Source organism: Brachybacterium sp. p3-SID1565 (genome assembly GCF_025143785.1).
Lineage (GTDB): Bacteria > Actinomycetota > Actinomycetes > Actinomycetales > Dermabacteraceae > Brachybacterium > Brachybacterium epidermidis.
The window spans coordinates 1-21,051 of the sequence record NZ_JAMBDS010000028.1 but is presented as its reverse complement, the minus strand read 5'-3'; the positions used below and the strand labels follow the sequence as shown (position 1 = coordinate 21,051).

Here is a 21,051-nt window from a genome sequence, read left to right as displayed (position 1 = left end):
CGAGGGGGCATCAGGCGTTCAGGTCCAGCACGATCTTGCCGCGGGTGTGGCCGTCCGCCAGCAGTTCGTGGGCGCGGGCGATCTGCTCCAGCGGAAGCACCTGGGACACCTCCAGTCGGTAGTGGCCCTCCCGCAGTCCGATGACCAGTCGGTCGAGGCGCTGCCGGGTCACCGTGATCTCGGGGATCACGGCGGTGATGCCCCGCTCCCGTGCCGGGGTGAGATCCGCGAGGGTGGGCAGCGGCACCACCCGGCCCCCGGGTGCCACGTGGTCCAGGCTGGGAAGGAAGGTGGAGTCGTAGTGGGTGTCCAGCACCACGTCCACCCCGCGGCCGCCGGTGGCGCGGTCGATCTCCTGCTGCCAGTCCGCCTCGTCGTACGCGATGGGCTCACCGCCCAGCTCCCGGATGCGCTCGGCGTTGGCCGCGCGGCCGGTGGCCCACACCGTGGCTGCGCCCGCCTCGAGCGCCATCGGGATCAGCATCTGGCCCACGCCGCCGGTGCCGCCGTGGATCAGCACCGTCTGCCCAGCGGACACCTCTGCTGCGTCGTCCACTGCGGCGATGGCGGTCAGCCCCACCAGCGCCAGACCCGCCCAGCGCGGCAGGTCCTCCGCCTCCACCTCGGTGGGGACGGGGGAGAGGGCATCCGCCGCGATCGCGATGATCTCGCAGGCCGTGCCTCTCAGGTCCCCGGGCGGGCGCATCCCGAAAACGCGGGTGCCGGGTGCGAGCCCGCGCGACCCCAGCTCGTAGTCGTCCAGATCCGGCCCGCCGCCGATCACGGTGCCGGCCATCTCGCGACCGGTGCCGGCCGGCAGCTCCACCAGGGAGGCGAGGCGCGAGGAGCCATCGCGGATCTTGTGGTCCAGGGGATTGAGGCCCACGTGGGTGACCTGCACGAGCACCTCGCCCTCGGCCGGCTCGGGCTGCGGGGCGTCGGTGACCAGGGTGAGGACGTCGGGGCTGCCGAACCGGTCGTAGGTGATCGCGCGCATACCACCATCATGCACCCACCCGCCCCGGTGCATGATGGAGCGATGAGCGGACACTCGATCGACGTCTGGACCTGGCGTGCCACGCTGCGCGCACAGGTCTTGCTGGCCCCCGGTGTCCAGGACGTGCCGCTCACCGAGGCGCGGGGCCGGGTGCTGGCCGGCCCGGTCACCAGCCCGGAGGACGTCCCGACGGTGCCGCTGTCGGCGATGGACGGCTTCGCGGTGCGCCGGGCGGATCTGGACGCGCCCGGCAGCACCCGTCTGCCGGTGGCCGCCGACCTGCCTGCCCGCCCGGGTGCCACCCCCGAGCTGCCGGCAGGCGTGGCCATGCGCATCATGACCGGAGCCCCCGTTCCCGCCGGAGCCGATGCCGTGGTGGAGGTCGAGGCCACGGACGCGGACCCCTTCGGGGCTGCGCCGGGCAGCGTCACCATCACCCTGGAGCAGCTGCCACCCCCGCAGCGGCACATCCGCGCCCGTGGCGAAGAGGCCGAGCGCGGGGATCTGCTGGCCGGAGCGGGACGCCTGGTGGGGGCGGGGCTGATCGGGGTGGCGCGGTCCCTAGGCCTCGCGACCCTCCCGGTGCTGACGCCGGTGCGGGTGGGTGTCGTGGTCACCGGCGACGAGCTGGCCGCCACCGGCGGCCCCGCCCCGGGCATGGTGCGCGAGTCGAACGGCCTGATGCTCGTCAGCGCACTGGAGGCCGACGGTGCCCGCGCCCGCACCTGGCACACCGGGGACGACCCCGCATCCCTGCGTGCACTGCTGCGCGAGATCGAGCCCGACTGCGATCTGGTGATCACCACCGGTGGGATCGGCCAGGGTGCCTTCGACGTGGTGCGCGCAGCACTGGGGCGGCAGGGAGCGGGGACCTCCGAGCTGGTGCACCTGGCGCTGCGCCCCGGTGGCCCCCAGGGCCGCGGTCGACTGCCCGGCGGCACGCCCGTGATCCATCTGCCCGGCACTCCCGTGGGGGCACTGGTGGGGTACCACTTGTTCGTGCGACAGCTGCTGCCCGGCGTGGATGCCGAGCCGATCCGCGTGGAGCTGGGTGAGGATCCCGGTGTGTTCCGGGGCCGACGGGGCCGCCGTGCGCTGCTGGTCCAGCCCGGCATCTGGCGGCTCGCCGAGGACGGACGGCTGCTCGTGGACGTGCTGCCCGGCAGACGGCTGACGCCCTATGCCCGGGCAGAGGCACTGGTGCTGCGCGAACCCGCGGGCGATGCCGATGGCGCCGCGGGCGATGCCGCTGGAGCCGCGAGCCGTGCGGGTGCCACCGCGGGGGATCTCGGCGCTGCCGTGCTCGCACTGCCCCTCTGAGCGTCAGCGGCGCAGACCCACCGCGGTCCAGTCCATGCGCTCCACGGTCGACGGCCCCAGGTTCAGCACGCCCTCGCGCACCGCCCACACCTCCGGCATCACGAACAGCGGGATCACCGTGAACGTCTCCGCCAGGATCGTGGAGAACTCGTTGGCCAGGCGCGTCCGCTCGGACAGCTCCTGGGCGGCCGCCGTCTCCTCCAGCACCGGTCCGATGCGCTCATCGGCCATCCCGGTGAAGTTCTGACCGGAATCCAGCGGATAGGCGATCGCGGCCGTCGACGTGCCCGGGAACCGGGTCGCGGCCCACGCGAACGTCGTCACGTCGAACGCCCCCTGGGCCAGATGCTCGGCGAAGAACGTCTCGGCGGGGACCTCGCGCACCTCGACCTCGAACCCCAGCCCGGACAGATCCGCCTGCACCGGGGAGGCCCGTTGTGCGAGCGACGGGGACTGCGCGGGCACCACCAGCACGATCGCCAGCGCCTCACCGTCCCGCACCCGGCGCTGCCCCTCCAATCGCCACCCGGCCTCCTCCAGCAGCGATGCAGCGGCCTCGGGATCGTGCGTGAGGGAGCCGAAGGAGTCCTCGTAGCCGTCATGCCCGGGCAGGTGCACCAGGTTGTCCATCAGCACCACAGGCGCGCCCAGCGGCTGCAGGGCGGCGCGAGCGATCGCCTCGCGGTCGATGCCGCGAGCAATGGCCTCCCGCACCACCGGATCGGCCAGTCGCGCCTCGGGCCCCTCCACGTTCATCGTCAGGTGCGTCCAGGACGTGCCGCCCGCGCGGCGGATCGTCGCGTCCCGGCGCCCACGCACCAGCTCGAGTTCCTGGGCTGTGGAGACCTCGAGGACGTCGAGATGCCCGGAGACGAAGGCCTGGGGCGCCTGGGAGGAGTCCAGTGCTGAGACGACGATCCGCTCGAGCCTCGGCGCCCTGCCCCACCAGTTCTCGTTGCGCACCATCGTCACCACACCGGAGGCCTCATCGATCGAGTCGACGCGGAACGGGCCCCGCGACGGCGTGGGCGTGGAGGCGTGGGCCCGGTTGAAGGTCTGCGGGGTCGAGGTCACGGAGGCGGGCACATCCGGGTGCAGCACGGTGACCCAGTCCGCGAAGGGCGAGGTGAACACGATCTGCCCGGTGAACTCGTCATCGGTCTGCTCGATGGAGTGGATCTGGTCCCAGCCCACGGTGCTGGCCACCTCGAACTGCGGATCGCTGCCGTTGTTCGCTCTCCAGCGGGAGATGAGATCGGCGACGGTGATGGGACTGCCGTCCTCCCAGACCGCCGCGGGGTTGTAGCGGAAGCTGACCGTCTGCGGCTGCTCCGCGGTGACCTGGGCGCTCTCGATGTAGTCAGGATGGGGGTCCGTGCCCTGCGCGGTGATCTCCGCCCCCAGCCCCAGGGGTGCGCGCAGCAGGTCCAGCTCGGAGACGGCACCGGCCCGATGATGCGAGTTCCAGTTCTCCGGCAGCCGCGGCACCGCAAGGCGCAGTGTTCCCCCGTCGGGCACGCCGGCGTGGTCTGCTCGATCCATGTCCACATCGGGAAGAGCCGGCACACCGTCATCGACGGAGGGGCCCTGCGGTGTCGGGGAGTCGCCGGTGCAGGCGGCAAGGGCGATCCCAGCGGCACCGGTGCTGATCCCGGCGAGGAAGGAGCGGCGGGGAAGGGGAGGGCGACCCGGGTGCATCCGTCCACGGTCGGCTGCGGCTCCGCGGTGACGTCCTTCATGGCCCATGGGCACATTGTGCCGGAGTGCTCGCATCGGTGCGGCAGGTCGGCGGTTCCCTCCGCGGGCATTCCGCCTGCCGCGGGGTCGCGTCCCCGCCCTCCGCTACCGTGGGGCCGTGGCTCGCTCCGGTTCCCAGATCCCCGTCGATCCCGGGGGCACCGTCATGCTGCGCCCCCACGGGGCCAGCATCATCACCATCATGGTGGCCGCCCTGGTGGTCGTGCTGTCAGCGGAGGCACTGCTGCGACGCGGTGCCGAGGCGCTGTGGGTGCTGCCCCTGCCGGCCCTGGTGATGGCGGTGGTGTGGGCCCTGCTGTGGGCGCCGCGGGTGGTGCTGCACGAGGACTCGGTCGAGGTGCGCAACGTGGTGGTCACCCACCATCTGCCGTTCTCGACCATCACCGATGTGCGCTTGGGGGCCATGCTGCGGTTCGACGTCGTGGACGAGAAGCGCGGCCCGCAGACGGTGACGGCCTGGAACGCACCCGCACTGCGCCGGGACAACCCGCTGCGCCGCGAGCAGTCGTTCCAGCAGGCGAACCACCACCGCGGCTTCCGGGCCCCGCGCATGGGGCCCGATGCGCGCCTCCTCGCGGACCAGCAGTCCAGTCGAGCCTACGTGGTGCGGCAGCGCTGGTCCGCCTGGCTCGATCGTCAGGGCGATCCCGATCCCTCCGGGCACACCGGGACCAGCCCGAACGTGCTCGTGATCGCCGTGGTCGGCATCTGCGCGGCGCTCTTCGCGGCGAGACTGATGGCAGGCTCCCTCGGCTGAGACAGGAAGGGCCGGTGCTCCTCTCGCACGGGCACGGGGCCTGGGCGCTGGAACGGTACGGGAGCGCAGGAACGGGGCCCGATCGCACGGATGCGATCGGGCCCCGCTGCTGAGGCTGTGCCTGTCAGGCCACCAGGATCACTCCTTGAAGCCCACCTGGGTCCAGTCGGTGCTCTCGAACTGCGAGGCACCGGTGTTCACCAGGCCGGTCTTCACGCCCACGATGTTCGGGGTCGCGTAGAACGGGATCAGCACGAAGGACTCCGCGATGATCGTGGAGAGCTCGTTGGCCAGCTGGTGACGCTCCTCGATGTCGAAAGCGGCCTTCAGCTGCTCGTTGACCGGGCCGATGCGGTCGTCGGCGAAGTTGGTGAAGTTCTGGCCGGAATCCACCGGGTACACCAGGTTCGCCGAGGTGGACTCCGGGTACTGCGAGCCCACCCACGAGAAGGTCACCGCGTCGAACTGCTTGGGCAGAATGTAGTCGTCGAAGTAGGCGTCCGGGGGGACGGTCTGAAGCTCGACGTTCATGCCCAGTGCGTTGAGGTTGGTCTGCACCTGGCGGGCACGGTCCGAGTTGGACTTGGTGTCCGCCGGGATGATGATCGAGAAGTCCAGGGTCTCCCCGTCCTTGGTGCGCTTGTCGCCCTCGAGCACCCAGCCCGCCTCGTCCAGCAGGGCACCGGCTGCCTCGGGGTCGTACTCGAGACCACCGAAGGAGTCCTCGTAGCCGTCCTGGCCGGGCATGTAGACGAAGTTGTTGGCCAGCACGATCGGTGCCTCCAGCGGGCCCACCACGGCCTGCCCGATGGCCTCACGGTCGATGCCGCGGGCGATCGCCTCGCGCACCTTCACGTCGTCCAGCTTGCCGTCGGCCCCCTGCACGTTGAGGGTCAGGTGGGTCCAGGTCAGGCCGTTGGTGGTCTGGATGTCCGCGTCCGAACGGGACTTCGCCTGGCTCAGCACGTCGCCGTTGGCGATGTCGAGCATGTCGATCTCACCGTTGGCAAAGGACTGCGGGGCGGTGGTCTGGTCCACCACGGAGAAGATGATCTTCTCCAGCTTGGGTGCGCGGCCCCACCAGTGCTCGTTGTGGCCCAGGGTGACCACACCGCCGGTGGTGTCGACGCTCTCCACGGTGAACGGGCCCTTGTTCGGGGTGGGCTCGCTGGCGTACGCGGTGTTGAAGGTCTCCGGATCCGCGGTGACCGACTTCGGCACGGTCGGCACCACCAGGGTGATCCAGTCGATGAAGGGGGAGGAGAAGACGATCTCGCCGGAGTACTCGTCATCGGTCTGGGTGATCGACTCGATCTGGTCCCAGCCCACGGAGCTCACGATCTGGTACTCGGTGTTCTCTCCCTTGAGTGCGTTCCACTCCGAGATGAGGTCCTCGACGACCATCGGCTCGCCATTGTCCCACTTGGCCTCGGGGTTGTACTTGAACACGACGGTCTGCGGGTCCTCGGAGGTCAGCTCCGCGGACTCCACGTAGTCGGGGTTGAAGGACTTCTCCCCGGCCTCGGAGTAGATGATCTCCGAGTCGTAGCCCATCGGGTAGCGGATCTCGGACAGGTCGGCCAGGTTGCCGTCGGTCTGTGCGGAGTTCCAGTTGTTGGGCAGCTGGGACACAGTGCGGCGCAGAGTGCCGCCCTCGGGGACCTCGTCGTACTCCATGCGCTCCCAGGCGGTGCTGGGCAGCGCGGACTGCTCCTCGGCGGCCTTCGAGTTCTCCTCGGCGGCCTGCTGCTCCTGCTCCTCGGCGGTCTGCTGACCACCGCACGCGGCGAGAGCGGCAGCGGTGCCGACAGCGCCGGTGCCGGCGAGGAACAAGCGGCGGGTGCTCGTGATCTTCATGGTGGTTCTCTCTTCCTGGGGGTGAGGCGCCGTCATGTGCTGCTGACGGACGATGTGCGCGAGTCATCGACGGTGTCGAGCCTCGAGATCTGGTCGACGTGGTGGCAGGCCACCTTCGACTGCCCGTGCAGGACGGGCGCTGGGTCCTCGCCGCGGCACCGTGCCTGCTTCTCCTCGTCGAGGAGCAAGTACAGCGGGCACCGGGAGGCGAAGTTGCAGCCCGGGATGTCCTCGGCGGGACTGGGCTGGTCACCGGAGAGGATGATCCGCTGGCGGGACCTCTCCGTCACTGGGTCGGGCACCGGCACGGCGCTCATCAGGGCACGGGTGTAGGGGTGGCGCGGAGTGGAGTACACCTCGTCCACCGGCCCGTACTCGACGATGCGACCCAGGTACATCACAGCGATCTTGTCCGAGATCTCCCGGACGATCGCCAGGTCATGGGCGACGAACAGGTAGGACAGGCCCATCTCGTCGCGCAGGTCCTCCAGCAGGTTCATCACGCCGGCCTGCACCGAGACGTCCAGGGCGGAGACCGGCTCGTCCAGCACCAGCACCTTGGGCTCGGTGATCAGGGCGCGGGCGATGCCGATGCGCTGGCGCTGGCCGCCGGAGAACTCGTGCGGGTACCGGTCGGCCATCTCCGGGTCCATGCCCACCTTGTCGAGCATCGCGGCGACCCGCTTGTTGCGCTCGGCGGTGGGGACCTTCTGGACGGTGAGCGGCTCACCGATGATCTCGCCGACCGGCAGTCGCGGATCCACGGCCGCCATCGGGTCCTGGAAGACGATCTGCACGTTCTTGCGCATATCCAGGCGGGACCTCTTGTCCAGCGTGGAGACGTCCGTGCCGGCCACCGTCAGCGTGCCCGACTGCGGAGCGATCAGCTCCATGATCTCCAGGCTGGTGGTGGACTTGCCGGAGCCGGATTCGCCCACCAGGCCGAGGGTCTCGCCGGGGAGCACCTCGAAGTCCACCCCGTCCACTGCCTTCACGGTGCCCACCACACGGCGGAACACCGCGCCCTTGTACAGGGGGAAGTGCTTGACCAGGCCCTGAGCGGAGATCACCGGCTCGGTGCCCAGATCGGTCTTCTTCTGGCGGTGCGCCATCGGGGGGCGGGGGAAGATGTCGGCAGGCTTGAGGGTGCCGGCCTTGATCTCGTCCGCTCGGTGGCAGGCCACCTTGCGGTCGTCGCCGAGCGCGGCGACCAGCTCGGGCTCCTCCTGACGGCAGATGTCCAGCGCTGCGGGGCAGCGGTCGGCGAAGGGGCAGCCCTGCGGCAGCTTCGAGAGGTTCGGCGGGCGTCCCTCCAGCGGGACCAGACGGGTCTGGCCGGCGGTGAGCATGTTGGGGACCGAGCGCAGCAGACCCATCGTGTACGGCATGCGGGGGGCGTCGAAGACCTCCTCCACGCCACCGGTCTCCACCAGCTTCCCGGCGTACATGACGGCCACGCGGTCCACGTTGCCGGCGACCACACCGAGGTCGTGGGTGATCAGCACGACGGCCGCGTGGGTGACTTCCTTGGCCTTCTGCAGCACCTCGAGGATCTGTGCCTGGATCGTCACGTCCAGGGCCGTGGTGGGCTCGTCGGCGATGATCAGCGCCGGGTCGTTCGCCATCGCGATGGCGATCATCGCGCGCTGGCGCATGCCGCCGGAGAACTCGTGGGGGAAGGCCTTCACCCGACGCTCGGCGGCGGGGATGCCGACGATCTTCAGCAGCTCCACGGCCCGCTTGTGCGCCAGGTCGGCGCTGATGCCGCGGTTGTGCAGGCGCAGGGCCTCCTCGATCTGCTGGCCCACGGTGTACACCGGGGTCAGGGCCGACAGCGGGTCCTGGAAGATCATGGACATCTCGCGACCGCGCAGCTGGGAGAGCTGGCGGTCGTGCATGCCCAGCAGCGACTCGCCGCGGTAGGTGATGTCCCCGGTGATCCTGGCGGAGGAGGGCAGCAGCCCCATCACCGCCAGGGAGGAGACGGACTTGCCGGAGCCGGACTCGCCCACGATCCCGAGGAACTCGCCCTCGTTCACGGTGTAGTTCACGCCGCGCACCGCGCGGACGTCGCCGTTGATGTTGGGGAAGGTGACGGTCAGGTCGTTGACGTGGAGAAGGGGCTCAGGCACGGTTCACCTCGCTGGTGGGGTCGATGGCGTCGCGCAGGCCGTCGCCGATCAGGGCGACCGCGGTCAGCAGGGTGACCAGGAAGGTCGCGGGGATCACGAACAGCCAGGGGCGGGAGACCGCCGCGCCGGTGCCGTCCTGCAGCAGGGTGCCGAGCGAGACGTCCGGCGGCTGGATGCCCAGACCGAAGTAGGACAGCGAGGTCTCCGCCAGGATCGCCGTGGCCACGCCGAGGGTGGCGTCGATGATCAGCAGGGAGGCGACGTTGGGGATGATGTGGCGGCGCAGGATCGTGAAGGTGCCCACGCCCATGTAGCGGGCGGCCTTGACGTATTCGCGCTCCTTGAGCGACTTGGTCTGATTCTTCACGATCTGGGCCATGATCATCCAGCCGAACAGGCCGATAGCGAGCACCAGGATCAGCCAGCTCATCGATGCGAGCATCGGGGAGACGATCATCAGCACGTAGAACACCGGCAGCACCAGCAGCAGGTTGATCAGCCAGTTGGTGCCGGTCTCCAACCAGCCGCCCAGGTAGCCGGCCATGGAGCCCATGAACGCGGCGATCAGCGTGGCCAGCGGGGCGGCGAGGAACCCGATCAGCAGGGACTTGCGCAGCGCCTCGGTCATGGAGGCGTACAGGTCCACGCCGATGGCGTCGGTGCCGAAGTAGTGCTGGGAGCTCGGCGGGGAGTTGAAGTTGTAGCGGTCCTGCTGACCCAGCTCATAGATGTTGAAGAGGTCCCCGAACAGGGCGAACAGCACGATCAGCAGGAGGATCACGGAGCCCACCCAGAAGTTGGGCTTGCGGCGCAGCCGGCGCCAGATGAGGCGACCGCGGGAGACGGGCTTGTACGGGCGGGGGGCCCGATCCTTGCTGCCACGGCCGCGCTTGCCGCGGGAGGCCTCGGCGATCGAGGCGGTGGGCTCGAGGTCCTCGACGAGGTCCGTGGCCTGGTCGGCGGGGGGAGTTGGTGCCATCGACATCGGTCAGACCCTCACTCTCGGATCCAGGGCGGCGTACAGGATCTCCGACAGCGTGGAGCTGATCAGCAGCAGCACGGCGGTGAAGCACACTGTGCCGGCCAGAGCGTTGACGTCGGACTGCTGCACCGCGACGATCCCGTACTTGCCCATGCCCTCCCACGAGAAGACGATCTCCAGGAAGGCCGAGCCGGCCACGAGCGTGCCGAAGTTGTACGCGAAGTAGGTGGACATGGGGATCAGGGCCACGCGCACGCCGTGCTTGATCAGCGCGTTGTTGCGGGTGGCGCCCTTGGCGCGGGCGGTGCGGATGAAGTCGCTGCCCAGGACGTCCAGCATCACGGCGCGCTGGTAGCGGGAATATCCCGCGGCGCCGAACAGCACCAGAGCGATGGTGGGCAGGAGCAGATGGACGAACTGGTCCCACACGTTCGGCCAGAACCCGGAGATGCCAGGCGTGTAGGAGCCGGTGAAGCGGATGACCTGTGTTCCCACGGCCTGGTTGAAGTTCGTGGCCAGGATCTGCAGGATCACGCCGCCCACGAAGGTGGGGGTGGAGATCAGGATGAACGAGGCGTAGGAGATGATCTGGTCGGAGGCCTTGTACTGGCGCACCGCGCCCCAGACGCCCAGCGCCACGCCCAGCAGGGCCGCGAGGATCGCACCCAGCAGCAGCAGCCGCAGGCTGACGCCGGCCCGGGAGAAGATCTCGGTGATCACGGGGGTGTTGGAGAGGTCGCGGCCGAGCTTCTCGCTGAGGGGCTCGGTGACGATCCGCTCCAGCCACCACCAGGTGCGCAGCAGGACGGGGTCCTTGTCGTTCACGCCGTAGGAGCTGAGCAGTGCGTCCACCGACTCCTCGGGGATCGGCGGGTTCAGCCCCAGGTACCGCTTACGCGGGTAGAAGAAGGACGACGCCGCGACATAGGCGAACACCGTGGCGATCGCCGTGAGGATCAGATAGCTGACGAAGCGCCGGAGGATGTACTTGGTCATGCAGTCGCCTCCGTGGTGCCGGGCACCTCGCACACCGTCGAGGGCGTACCGGCACACGCATGGCGGGGCCGACGCTCTCGGAACAGGAAAGCAGGCGGGCGCTTAGGCATCGTCACGGGACATCCTCACGTGGTCGGTACTCGGCCAGCGGCAACGCTGGACCAACGAGTAGTTGCTGAACTGTAGGCCAAGACCGGGGGCCCCTTCGCCTCCGGACAGGCACAATGGCCGAATCGTTATCCAGGCGTCATGTGCCAGGCGGAAGGGAGACTACAGGACATGCGTCACATCGTGGGGGAGTCCGGCGAGACCTCGCAGCGCTACTCGAGACAGATGCGCCTGCCCCAGGTGGGCGCCGTCGGCCAGGAGAAGCTCGGCTCCGCGCGGGTCGCGGTGATCGGCGCGGGAGGCCTGGGAGCTCCCGTCCTCTCCTACCTCGCGGCAGCCGGGATCGGGTCGATCACGGTGATCGACGCGGACACCGTCGACCTCTCCAACCTGCATCGACAGGTCATCCACCGCACCGACGCGGTGGGACAGCCCAAGGCCGTCAGCGCCGTGCAGCACCTGCAGGCGCTGAACCCCGAGGTGGAGCTGCGGGCCGTGGTGGACACCCTCACCCCTGCCAACGCCCTGGAGATCCTGGGAGGGCATGACCTGGTGCTGGATGGCACCGACAACTTCCCCACCCGGTATCTCGCCTCCGATGCCTGCGAAATCCTGGACCTGCCCCTGGTGTGGGGCTCGATCCTGGGCTTCACCGGGCAGGTGAGCCTGTTCCACGGCGCCGGGGGCACGGGGGTCACCTACCGGGACGTGCATCCGGTACCGCCGCGCCCCGGTGAGGTGCCCAGCTGCTCCGAGGCCGGGGTGCTGGGGATGCTGTGCGGCGTCATCGGATCCACCATGGCGATGGAGGCGGCCAAGCACATCCTGGGGGTGGGGGAGACCCTGCACGGCCGCATCGCCCTGTACGACGCACTGGCCGCTCGCTGGACCGAGGTCCCCGTGGCCCGTGACCCTGGCCGGGCGCCGGTCACCGAGCTGGAGGACCTCACGCTCACGTGCGGGCTGCCTGGACCCACGGGTCCCGCCACCGACGAGGTCACGGCCGAGGAGCTGGCCGGCCTGCTCGCCTCCGGGGTGCGGGTGATCGACATCCGCGAGGACGACGAGGTGGCCCGCGGGATGCTCGCGGAAGCTGAGCACATGCCCATGGGCGTTCTGTTGAGGGGCGATGCCACCGGCGACGACCCTGACGCGGGCGACGGGACAGACAACGACGGTGCTGCGGGCGATGCTGCTGTCGGCGATGCTGCTGTCGGCGGTGCTGCAGGGGGTGCCCATCCGCTCCAGGGCGCCGTCCTCTACTGTGCGGCCGGCACCCGCTCCGCGAGCACCCAGCGCACCCTCGCTGGGCGCGGCATCACGGTGCGCTCCCTGGCAGGGGGCTTCGAGGGGCTGCGCGATCGCGCCGACGTCCTCGGACTGCAGATCACCACGCCCTGAGCACCGGTTACGGGCGAGTACGTTCCCGTTTCTGGAAGCTGGCCGCCCGGTATTGCTCGCCGTGCACCGGTTACGGGCGAGTACGTTCCCGTTTCTGGAAGCTGGCCGCCCGGTATTGCTCACCGTGCACCGGTTACGGGCGAGTACGTTCCGGATTCTGGAAGCTGGCCGCCCGGTATTGCTTGCCGAGCCGGAAGGGCGCCGGGATCAGCCCCCGACGACCGGCGCCGGGATCAGCCGCCGGCGACCGGCGCAGGGATCAGCCGCCGGCGACCGGCGCAGGGATCAGCCGCCGGCGAAGGGCGGCAGCACGTCGATGCGATCGCCGTCCTTGAGGGAACGGGAGTGATCGGTACAGGAAACGGCATTCACCAGCAGGCTGGAGCGCTCGATCGCGGTCGCGGCCTGCGGGGATGCTCCTGAGGTGAGGTCGGCGATGGCCTCGGCCACCGTGCTGCCGCGCACCAGGGCGGTGTCGGAGCCGTACTCGGCTGCCGCCCCGGCGAACAGGCGCACTGTGATGGTCGCGGTCCTGTCCTCGGCAGCGGATCCGCTGCCGGTCACAGAGGCTTCGGCGGGGGTCGTGGCTTGTGCGGCCTGGGTGTCCTGCGCTGCCTGGGTGTCCTGTGCTATCCGGGTGTCCTGCGCTGCGTGGGTGGCCTGCGAGGGGGTGGTGGGGGTGGTCACGGTCTCCTCCTGGTCGTCGCGGCGGGCTCAGCCGCCGATGGCGCTCATCGGGCGGTCGGGCTGTACGAAGTCTGTGGAGTTCATGCCGTGGCCGGCCTTCTTGCCCCACTGGGCGGCCCGCCAGATCCTGGCGATCTCCTCGTCGCTGCCTCCGCCGCGCAGGGCACCGCGCAGGTCGGTCTCCTCCCGGGAGAACAGGCAGGTGCGCACGCGGCCCTCGGCGGTGAGGCGGGTGCGGCGGCAGTCGGCGCAGAACGGACGGGTCACCGAGGCGATGATGCCCACCTGGCCCCGATGCGCGCCGCTGGAACGGTCGGTGACCTCGTACAGCTCGGCGGGGGCACCGTTGCGGGGCTCCTCGGCGGCGGTGAGCTCGAAGCGGTCGGCCAGGATGCCGTGCACGTCGGCCGCGGTGATCATGGAGGTGCGGTCCCAGATCCGGTCCGCATCCAGCGGCATCTGCTCGATCACCCGCAGCTGCAGGCCGCGGTCCAGGCACCAGTCCAGCAGGTCCGGCAGCTCATGGTCGTTCACCCCGGGCAGCAGCACGGCGTTGACCTTGATCGGGTCCAGGCCCGCTCGGCGCGCACCGTCGATGCCCTCCAGCACCCGGTGCAGCAGGGGGCGGCGGCTCATCCGCTCGAAGGTCTCGGAGACCACGGTGTCCAGGGACACGTTGATCCGGTCCAGACCCGCCGCCTTGAGCTTCGCGGCTCGCACGTCCAGGCCGATCGCATTGGTGGTCAGAGAGATGTTCGGGCGGGGGCGCAGGGCAGCCACCCCGGCGATGATCTCGTCGAGGTCCGGGCGGGTGAGGGGCTCGCCCCCGGTGAAGCGCACCTGGTCGATGCCCAGGTGCTCCACGCCGATGCGCACCAGGCGCACCACCTCATCGACCGAGAGCATCTGGTCCTTGGCCAGGAAGGTGAGCCCCGAGGCGGGCATGCAGTACGTGCAGCGCAGGTTGCAGAAGTCGGTGAGGGACAGGCGCAGGTCCGTGGCCTCGCGACCGAAGCGGTCCACCAGGGCATCGGTGGCCGGGCGGTCGGAGACATCCGGCAGCGACGGCGCGGTCGCGTCGGTGCTGCGCGGCTTGGGCATCCCCAGTCCCACTCGGCGAGGGCTCACGCTGCATCACTCCCATCGGCCCGGCGGGTGATGCCGGGCGTCCGACCAGCATAGGAGGTATCCGGCGCAGGCACACGGATCGGTGCCGTGTGCCATATCAAGCCTCCGCTCCCCGCGCCCGAGCCCCGCGCCGGAGGGCCACCGCGCCATACTGGACTGGAGACCCAGTCACACCGGAGAGGCGGCCATGTCAGCAGGCACACCAGGCTCCCCCGCGGGCACCGCGGGTCGGCAGCGCACCCCTCTGGCCGACCACGTGGCTGATGCCGTCGCCCTGCTGGCCGCCGTGCGCCGCACTGAGCGGATCGCCGTGGGGGCAGGAGCCGTCGGCAGGGTCGCCGCAGCGGACCGCCGGGCGGCGGTCGACGTGCCGGGCCACGACAACTCCCAGATGGACGGATACGCCGTGGCGCTCGCCGACCTGTATGGCCCGACAGGCACCCCCCGTGCGCCGGGGACTCCCGTCACCCTGACTCTGGCGGCCACCATCGCTGCCGGCGATCCGCCTGTGGACCATCGGCCGGGCACGGCGGCCCCCATCATGACCGGCGCGCCCATCCCGCGCGGCGCCGACGCCGTGATCCCGGTGGAGGAGAGCGAGCGCGGCAGGTTCGACCCCGCCGGCGCCACCGGCACCCTCGGCACCCCCGACACTGCCACCGGCACCCCCGACACCGTCACCGGCGCCCCAGCCCGGAGCCCCGCTACCGTCACCCTGCGCCCCGCCGCAACCGAGGCGGGCCGCTACGTGCGTCGCCGCGGCTCGGACACCCACCACGGGGACGTGATCCTGCGCGAGGGGCAGGTGCTCACCCCGGCGCGCCTCGCCCACCTGTCCACCTGCGGCGTGGGCGAGGTGGAGGTGATCGCCCCGGTGCGCACGATCGTCCTGTCCACCGGCAGCGAGGTCGCCGCCCCGTCGGCCGGCGCCGTGCTCGCCGAGGGCGCTACCTTCGACGCCAACGGACCGGGACTGGCCGCCGCCCTCACCGCCGCCGGTGCCGACGTGGTGCATGTCGGCACCGTGCCCGACGACGCACAGGAGCTCCTGGAGGCACTGCGCCGGCTGGTCACCGAGAACGAGGCCGAGCTGATCGTCACCAGCGGCGGGGTGAGCATGGGGGCCTTCGAGGTGGTGCGCCACGCCGCCCAGCACGAGGGCGTCACGCTCACCTTCACCTCCGTGGCGATGCAGCCCGGCGGCCCCCAGGGGATCGGCACCCTGGACCGGGCAGGCTCCGACGGCCTGCCCGCCGCGCGCATCCCGTGGCTGGCCTTCCCCGGCAACCCTGTCTCCGCCCTGCTCAGCTGCGAGCTGATAGCGCGCCCCGCCCTGGGGGCGCCCGCCCGCACCACGCTGCGCCTGCCCGTGCAGCTCGAGAGCGAAGAGACGTCCCCCAAGGCGCTGGCACAGTACCGCCGCGCCCGGGTGATGCCCTCGGGCCACGTGCGACTGGTAGGGGGAGCCTCCTCCCACCTGATCGGAGGCTTCGCCCAGGCTGATGCCCTGGTGCTGGTGCCCGTGGGCACCGGCCATCTGCGCGACGGTGACGTGGTGGAGACCATCCTGCTTCCCGGAGGAGAACGATGACCCAGGATCCCGCGAGCCCGCCCCAGGACCTCTCGCACGTGCGAGCCGACGGCTCCGCCCACATGGTCGACGTGACCGAGAAGGCCACCACGTCCCGTCGGGCCACCGCCCGTGCGATCCTGCGCACCCGCCCCGACGTGGTGGCCCGCATCGCCGACGGCGACCTGCCCAAGGGTGAGGCCCTGCCGGTGGCCCGCATCGCCGGGATCATGGGCGCCAAGCGCACCAGCGACCTGATCCCGCTGTGCCATCCGCTGCCGCTGTCCGGCATCGAGATCGACCTGGAGCCGCGCGAGGACCGGGTGGAGATCACCGCCACCGTGCGTACCAAGGGCGTGACGGGCGTGGAAATGGAGGCCCTGACCGCGGCGTCGATCGCCGCACTGACCGTGTACGACATGATCAAGGCCGTGGACCACCTGGCCGTGATCGAGGAGGTCTTGGTGCTGGCCAAGTCCGGCGGAAAGAGCGGCGACTGGCGCCGGGAGGACCGGTCGGCCCAGCCCGCCGAGCCCCCGGAATCCGCCCAGTCCGCCGGGCTCCCGGAATCCGCCCAGCCCGCCGAGCCCCCGGAATCCGTCCAGTCCGCTGAGCACACCCGGCCCGTTGAGCCCGTGGTGCCCGCCGAACCCGCGGAGCCCGCGACCGACGAGGAGAAGACCCGATGAAGCAGATGCCCGCTCGGCGCACCGACGCCGACTGCACAGCCCGCGACGAGGATGCCCCCGCCCCCGCCCTCACCGGCACCGCCCGTGTGGTGATCGCCTCCACCCGAGCCTCCGACGGCACCTACGAGGACCGCACCGGCCCGCTGCTGGTGCAGTGGCTGCAGGGGCGCGGCCTGGACGAGGTCACCAAGGTGCTGGTACCGGATGGCCCCGAGGTGGGAGAAGCGCTCGCCGCAGCCGTCGCCGACGGCGTGGACGTGATCATCAGCTCCGGCGGCACCGGGATCAGCCCCACCGACGTCACCCCCGAGCAGACCGCCCCGCTGATCGAGAGGGAGATGCCCGGTGTGCTCGAGGCGGTGCGCCGCATCGGCTCGCAGAAGTCCCCGGCCGCCGTGCTCAGTCGAGGCCTGGCCGGCATGGCCGGCCGCAGCTTCGTGGTGAACCTGCCCGGCTCCCGTGGCGGGGTCAAGGACGGCATCGCCGTGCTGGACCCGATCCTCGACCACCTGCTGGAGCAGCGCGATGGCGGAGGCCACGAATGATGGCATCGGACCCGGCTGCACCGTCGGATCCGGACCCGGCTGCACCGTCGGATCCGGACCCGGCTGCACCGTCGGATCCGGACCCGGCCGCGCCGTCGGCAGCGGATCCCGGGCCTGGGCCCACGCCCTTCGGAGCCGACCCCGGTCAGCTGCGCGTGCCGGAGGACCCTCCCATGGGCCCCGCCCCTGATCGGGTGCGCCACGCACAGGTCACCGAGCAGCCCGTGTCCGTCACCGCGCTCGCCCGCGCGGTGGCCGATCCGCGCTGCGGCGCCGTGGTCACCTTCGACGGCGTGGTCCGCGACCACGACGGCGGCAAGGGCGTGGATCGCCTGGAGTACTCCGGGCACCCCGGCGCGGGCGAGGTGATCGTCGAGGTGGCACGTGAGATCGCCGAGCGCTACCCCGACACGGTGATCGCCCTCGCCCACCGCGTGGGGCCGCTCGCGATCGGTGAGACCGCACTGGGCTGCGCGGTCGCGGCCCCGCACCGCAAGCAGGCCTTCGCCGCCTGCGACGACCTGGTGGACACGGTCAAGCAGCGCTTGCCGATCTGGAAGCACCAGCACTTCGCTGACGGCACCGATGAATGGGTGGGCGCCCTGGGATGACGGGGGGATCAGAGATCAGGTCGACGCCACCGGGCTTCGCATGGACCCAGGACCACGACTACCTGTGGGGTCGCGGCCGGGCAGTTCCTGCTCGCCCTCGGCGTGCGGGAGGAGGCCGTCCGTCCCCCCGGTCGGCTGCGACCGATCTACGTGCGCTGGAAGGCGCTGGAGGAGGCGCTCCAGCGACTGGACCGTGAGGGCATTCCCACCGAGATCCTCGGCGCGAACAGGCACCGCGCACGACCCACCGACTGTGCCGATGTCACCTGCTGGCAACCTGCGGTCGCTACTCTCGACGCCATGCGCATCCTGCACCTGAGCGACACCCACCTGTACGGCGATCCCACCGCTCGTCACTACGGGCGGATCGACACCGCGGCCGCCCTGCGCGGCGTGCTGAACCGCCTGGCGGGCCTTGAGGGCGTGGACCTGGTGGTGCACAGCGGGGACGCCTCCGAGGATGGCACGGTGGAGAGCTACCGCAGGCTGCACGCCCTGCTGGACCCCTTCGCCGCAACTCTCGGTGCGCCCCTGGTGGTCGCGATGGGCAACCACGACGTTCCCGCCGCCTACGCCCAGGTGGCAGGCCCCGGGGACCACGACCCCCGCTACCAGGACCGCGTGATCACCACGGTCGGCGGAGCCCGGGCGGTGGTGCTGGACTCGAGTGTCCCCGGTGCCGGCTACGGCCACCTGGATCCAGCCCAGCTCGAGTGGCTGCGCAGCGTTCTGGCTGAGCCCTCCGTGGGTGGAACGGTGCTGGTGGTGCACCATCCCCCGCTGACGGCCGCCACCCGGATGCTGCGCGCCCTCGACCTCGACGGGGTGGACGAGCTGGCCGAGGTGCTCGTCGGCACCGATGTGCGGGCGATCCTCTCGGGGCATTACCACCACGAGATGACCGGGCAGCTCGCCGGGATCCCCGTGCACGTGACCCCGGGCATCACCAACGTGGTGGATCCGGTGGCGGCGGGGGATCACGAGAGGTCCCTGGCCCTGTCCGGTGCGAGCATCCTCCAGATCGACGCGAACGGGACGGCCCCGGGGATCATCACCTCCCTGTGGCCCAACGCCGGGGACACCGGAGGGGACACCGCCGGCGACGTGCGGGTGCCGGTCTATGACTTCGGACCCGAGAACGTGCAGGCGATCATCGACGCCGCCGGGCGCTGAGAGCCGTCGACCACGTCGCCGCCCGCAGCCGGAGCGGCGACCGCACTGCCGGCCACACGCCCGGCGCCGCCGAGCTCCATCACCCGGTGCATGCCCGCGCGGGTGAAGGGGAGGATCTCGGTTCGTTGTCGCTGCCTTCACAAAAAGGGGGTGACCTGGTGCGCAGGAGGGAGTCGGGGGAGTCGTTAGCACTCATCTTGCATGAGTGCCAGCGTAGTTCTAGAGTTGCCCTCGTTGGCAGTCGACGGCACAGAGTGCCAGAAGCTGCCAGAGGGATCCTTCCCGGTCGGCACCGCGACGACGATCAGTATCGGGATCCCGCACCCCGAACTCACAGAGTCATCTCTTCATGAAGGAGTGAGCCGCATGTCGGTCTCCATCAAGCCCCTCGAGGACCGTGTCGTCATCAAGCCGCTCGAGGCGGAGCAGACCACCGCTTCCGGCCTGGTCATCCCGGACACCGCGAAGGAGAAGCCCCAGGAGGGCGAGGTCGTCGCCGTCGGCGAGGGCCGCTTCGACGAGCAGGGCAAGCGCATCCCGGTCGACGTCAAGGTGGGCGACAAGGTCGTCTTCTCCAAGTACGGCGGCACCGAGCTGAAGTACGGCGACCAGGAGTACCTGGTGCTGGGCTCGCGCGACATCCTCGCGATCATCGAGAACTGAACGGACTGAGGTCTAGATCCACATGGCGAAAGAGATCATCTACGACGAGCAGGCTCGTCGCGCCCTGGAGCGCGGAGTCGACAAGCTCGCCAACACCGTCCGCGTGACGCTGGGGCCCAAGGGCCGCAACGTCGTGCTGGACAAGAAGTGGGGCGCCCCCACGATCACCAACGACGGCGTGACCATCGCCCGTGAGATCGAGCTCGAGGATCCCTACGAGAACCTCGGTGCCCAGCTCACCAAGGAGGTCGCCACCAAGACCAACGACGTGGCGGGCGACGGCACCACCACCGCCACCGTGCTGGCCCAGGCGCTGGTCCACGAGGGCCTGCGCAACGTGGCCTCGGGTGCGGCTCCGGCCTCGCTCAAGCGCGGCATGGAGAAGGCCGTGGAGGCCATCTCCTCCAAGCTCGGCGAGATCGCCATCGAGGTCGACGGCAAGGAGCAGATCGCGAACGTTGCGGCCGTCTCCAGCCAGGACCGCGAGATCGGTGAGCTGCTGGCCGAGGCCTTCGACAAGGTCGGCAAGGACGGCGTCATCACGGTGGAGGAGTCCTCCACCACCGCGATGGAGCTCGAGTTCACCGAGGGCATGCAGTTCGACAAGGGCTTCATCTCCCCGCACTTCGTCACCGACGCCGACCGTCAGGAGGTCGTGCTCGAGGACGCCCAGGTGCTGCTGCACCAGGGCAAGATCTCGGCCGTGGCCGACATCCTGCCGCTGCTGGAGAAGGTCGTCGAGGGCGGCAAGCCGCTGTTCGTGATCGCTGAGGACGTCGACGGCGAAGCCCTGTCCACGCTGGTCGTCAACAAGATCCGCGGCACCTTCAAGGGCGCCGCCGTGAAGGCCCCCGCCTTCGGCGACCGCCGCAAGGCGATGCTGCAGGACATCGCGGTGCTCACCGGTGCCCAGGTCGTCACCTCCGATCTGGGGCTGGACCTGAAGACCGTCGGCACCGAGGTGCTCGGCCACGCCGGCCGCGTGGTGGTCACCAAGGACACCACCACCATCGTGGGCGGTGCCGGTGACGAGCAGGCCGTGGCCGATCGCGTCGCGCAGATCCGCGCCGAGATCGCGAACACCGACTCCGACTGGGACCGCGAGAAGCTCCAGGAGCGCCTCGCCAAGCTCGCCGGCGGCGTGTCCGTCATCAAGGTGGGCGCCCACACCGAGGTCGAGCTCAAGGAGAAGAAGATGCGCATCGAGGACGCGGTCTCCGCGACTCGTGCGGCCATCGAGGAGGGCATCGTGGCCGGTGGCGGCAGCGCCATCGTCCAGGCGGCCTCCGCTCTCGAGGGCGACCTGGGGCTGTCGGACGATGAGGCCGTCGGCGTGCGTGCGGTGGCCAAGGCCGTCGCCGAGCCGCTGCGCTGGATCGCCGAGAACGCGGGCCACGAGGGCTACGTCGTGGTGGAGAAGGTCAAGGCCGAGAAGGTCGGCCACGGCCTGAACGCCGCCACCGGCGAGTACGTCGACCTGGCCGAGGCCGGCATCATCGACCCGGTCAAGGTCACCCGCTCGGCGCTGCGCAACGCGGCCTCGATCGCGGGCCTGGTCCTGACCACCGAGACCCTCGTGGTCGACAAGAAGGATGATGAGGACGAGTGATCGTCTGATCGTCCGGCCGGTCGGTCGACCGGCGGGTCACCCCCGCTGTCGGCCCAGACCTGTGACAG

The 21,051-nt window shown here is 70.5% G+C and carries 17 protein-coding genes and 1 pseudogene; 10 read left to right on the top strand and 8 right to left on the bottom strand.

The window, feature by feature from the left end; genetic code table 11:
• Positions 1–10: 10 nt before the first annotated feature.
• Entirely contained in the window at positions 11–997 is a 987-nt protein-coding gene (locus tag M4D54_RS08180; protein ID WP_193865562.1) for an NADP-dependent oxidoreductase, read from the bottom strand.
• Positions 998–1,039: 42 nt separating this feature from the next.
• On the opposite strand from M4D54_RS08180, the gene M4D54_RS08175 reads away from it, so the two are divergent.
• Complete coding sequence (locus M4D54_RS08175; RefSeq protein WP_259890934.1) at positions 1,040–2,317, top strand: molybdopterin molybdotransferase MoeA; 1,278 nt, start codon at positions 1,040–1,042, stop codon at positions 2,315–2,317.
• Positions 2,318–2,320: 3 nt separating this feature from the next.
• On the opposite strand, the gene M4D54_RS08170 is transcribed toward M4D54_RS08175, so the two are convergent.
• Complete coding sequence (locus M4D54_RS08170) at positions 2,321–4,015, bottom strand: ABC transporter family substrate-binding protein (protein WP_259890933.1); 1,695 nt, start codon at positions 4,013–4,015, stop codon at positions 2,321–2,323.
• A 157-nt stretch (positions 4,016–4,172) separates the two neighbouring features.
• Here M4D54_RS08170 and M4D54_RS08165 point away from each other — a divergent pair, with 157 nt between their 5' ends.
• Positions 4,173–4,832: a PH domain-containing protein gene (locus tag M4D54_RS08165; protein ID WP_259890932.1), complete on the top strand. Its 660-nt coding sequence runs from the start codon at positions 4,173–4,175 to the stop codon at positions 4,830–4,832.
• A gap of 138 nt (positions 4,833–4,970) precedes the next feature.
• Here M4D54_RS08165 and M4D54_RS08160 read toward each other — a convergent pair whose 3' ends face one another.
• Genes M4D54_RS08160 through M4D54_RS08145 form a run of 4 tightly spaced genes read right to left on the bottom strand, consistent with a single transcriptional unit; the run spans position 4,971 to position 10,799 of the window.
• A complete protein-coding gene (locus tag M4D54_RS08160; protein ID WP_259890931.1) occupies positions 4,971–6,689 on the bottom strand; it encodes an ABC transporter family substrate-binding protein in 1,719 nt (572 codons plus the stop codon).
• Between the two features lie 32 nt (positions 6,690–6,721).
• The gene (locus tag M4D54_RS08155) at positions 6,722–8,821 is read right to left on the bottom strand and encodes an ABC transporter ATP-binding protein (protein WP_259890930.1); all 2,100 of its coding nucleotides are present in this window, start codon (positions 8,819–8,821) and stop codon (positions 6,722–6,724) included.
• Positions 8,814–9,800 carry an ABC transporter permease gene (locus M4D54_RS08150; protein ID WP_259890929.1) on the bottom strand — a complete coding sequence of 329 codons (987 nt, stop codon included), beginning with the start codon at positions 9,798–9,800 and terminating at the stop codon, positions 8,814–8,816. Before M4D54_RS08150 ends, M4D54_RS08155 begins: the two co-directional genes overlap by 8 nt.
• Before the next feature lie 9 nt (positions 9,801–9,809).
• The gene (locus M4D54_RS08145) at positions 9,810–10,799 is read right to left on the bottom strand and encodes an ABC transporter permease (protein ID WP_259890928.1); all 990 of its coding nucleotides are present in this window, start codon (positions 10,797–10,799) and stop codon (positions 9,810–9,812) included.
• 279 nt (positions 10,800–11,078) lie between these two features.
• Between M4D54_RS08145 and M4D54_RS08140 the strand changes: the two genes are divergently transcribed.
• Positions 11,079–12,308 (top strand): ThiF family adenylyltransferase, encoded by a 1,230-nt coding sequence (locus M4D54_RS08140; protein ID WP_259890927.1) that lies wholly within the window; start codon positions 11,079–11,081, stop codon positions 12,306–12,308.
• 285 nt (positions 12,309–12,593) lie between these two features.
• Here M4D54_RS08140 and M4D54_RS08135 read toward each other — a convergent pair whose 3' ends face one another.
• Both M4D54_RS08135 and moaA read right to left on the bottom strand, forming a co-directional pair.
• On the bottom strand, positions 12,594–12,995 hold the full coding sequence (locus M4D54_RS08135) for a MoaD/ThiS family protein (RefSeq protein ID WP_259890925.1): 402 nt from the start codon (positions 12,993–12,995) through the stop codon (positions 12,594–12,596).
• A gap of 27 nt (positions 12,996–13,022) precedes the next feature.
• Positions 13,023–14,096, bottom strand: a complete 1,074-nt coding sequence (gene moaA / locus M4D54_RS08130; protein ID WP_193865587.1) for a GTP 3',8-cyclase MoaA — start codon at positions 14,094–14,096, stop codon at positions 13,023–13,025.
• 214 nt (positions 14,097–14,310) lie between these two features.
• Between moaA and glp the strand changes: the two genes are divergently transcribed.
• From glp to groL, 7 genes and pseudogenes are all read left to right on the top strand, one after another.
• Positions 14,311–15,714, top strand: coding sequence for a gephyrin-like molybdotransferase Glp (gene glp, locus M4D54_RS08125; RefSeq protein WP_259890923.1), 1,404 nt, complete (start codon positions 14,311–14,313; stop codon positions 15,712–15,714).
• A pseudogene (gene moaC / locus M4D54_RS08120) lies at positions 15,711–16,205 on the top strand (cyclic pyranopterin monophosphate synthase MoaC); the annotation flags it as partial. The gene glp and the pseudogene moaC, both read left to right, overlap by 4 nt.
• Before the next feature lie 173 nt (positions 16,206–16,378).
• Positions 16,379–16,927: a molybdenum cofactor biosynthesis protein B gene (locus tag M4D54_RS08115; RefSeq protein ID WP_193865555.1), complete on the top strand. Its 549-nt coding sequence runs from the start codon at positions 16,379–16,381 to the stop codon at positions 16,925–16,927.
• Between the two features lie 173 nt (positions 16,928–17,100).
• A complete protein-coding gene (locus tag M4D54_RS08110; protein WP_193865554.1) occupies positions 17,101–17,538 on the top strand; it encodes a molybdenum cofactor biosynthesis protein MoaE in 438 nt (145 codons plus the stop codon).
• Between the two features lie 300 nt (positions 17,539–17,838).
• Positions 17,839–18,711 (top strand): metallophosphoesterase, encoded by an 873-nt coding sequence (locus tag M4D54_RS08105; protein WP_193865553.1) that lies wholly within the window; start codon positions 17,839–17,841, stop codon positions 18,709–18,711.
• Positions 18,712–19,077: 366 nt separating this feature from the next.
• Positions 19,078–19,374 carry a co-chaperone GroES gene (gene groES / locus M4D54_RS08100; RefSeq protein ID WP_193865552.1) on the top strand — a complete coding sequence of 99 codons (297 nt, stop codon included), beginning with the start codon at positions 19,078–19,080 and terminating at the stop codon, positions 19,372–19,374.
• 22 nt (positions 19,375–19,396) lie between these two features.
• Entirely contained in the window at positions 19,397–20,983 is a 1,587-nt protein-coding gene (gene groL, locus M4D54_RS08095; protein ID WP_193865551.1) for a chaperonin GroEL, read from the top strand.
• The last annotated feature ends 68 nt before the right edge of the window (positions 20,984–21,051 follow it).

Bases quoted from the DNA above. Each gene is read 5' to 3' on its own strand.
- M4D54_RS08180 (WP_193865562.1), bottom strand. From the start codon at position 997: ATGCGCGCGATCACCTACGACCGGTTCGGCAGCCCCGACGTCCTCACC.
- M4D54_RS08175 (WP_259890934.1), top strand. From the start codon at position 1,040: ATGAGCGGACACTCGATCGACGTCTGGACCTGGCGTGCCACGCTGCGC.
- M4D54_RS08170 (WP_259890933.1), bottom strand. From the start codon at position 4,015: ATGCACCCGGGTCGCCCTCCCCTTCCCCGCCGCTCCTTCCTCGCCGGG.
- M4D54_RS08160 (WP_259890931.1), bottom strand. From the start codon at position 6,689: ATGAAGATCACGAGCACCCGCCGCTTGTTCCTCGCCGGCACCGGCGCT.
- M4D54_RS08150 (WP_259890929.1), bottom strand. From the start codon at position 9,800: ATGGCACCAACTCCCCCCGCCGACCAGGCCACGGACCTCGTCGAGGAC.
- M4D54_RS08145 (WP_259890928.1), bottom strand. From the start codon at position 10,799: ATGACCAAGTACATCCTCCGGCGCTTCGTCAGCTATCTGATCCTCACG.
- M4D54_RS08140 (WP_259890927.1), top strand. From the start codon at position 11,079: ATGCGTCACATCGTGGGGGAGTCCGGCGAGACCTCGCAGCGCTACTCG.
- moaA (WP_193865587.1), bottom strand. From the start codon at position 14,096: ATGCCCAAGCCGCGCAGCACCGACGCGACCGCGCCGTCGCTGCCGGAT.
- glp (WP_259890923.1), top strand. From the start codon at position 14,311: ATGTCAGCAGGCACACCAGGCTCCCCCGCGGGCACCGCGGGTCGGCAG.
- M4D54_RS08115 (WP_193865555.1), top strand. From the start codon at position 16,379: ATGAAGCAGATGCCCGCTCGGCGCACCGACGCCGACTGCACAGCCCGC.
- M4D54_RS08110 (WP_193865554.1), top strand. From the start codon at position 17,101: ATGGGCCCCGCCCCTGATCGGGTGCGCCACGCACAGGTCACCGAGCAG.
- M4D54_RS08105 (WP_193865553.1), top strand. From the start codon at position 17,839: ATGCGCATCCTGCACCTGAGCGACACCCACCTGTACGGCGATCCCACC.
- groES (WP_193865552.1), top strand. From the start codon at position 19,078: ATGTCGGTCTCCATCAAGCCCCTCGAGGACCGTGTCGTCATCAAGCCG.
- groL (WP_193865551.1), top strand. From the start codon at position 19,397: ATGGCGAAAGAGATCATCTACGACGAGCAGGCTCGTCGCGCCCTGGAG.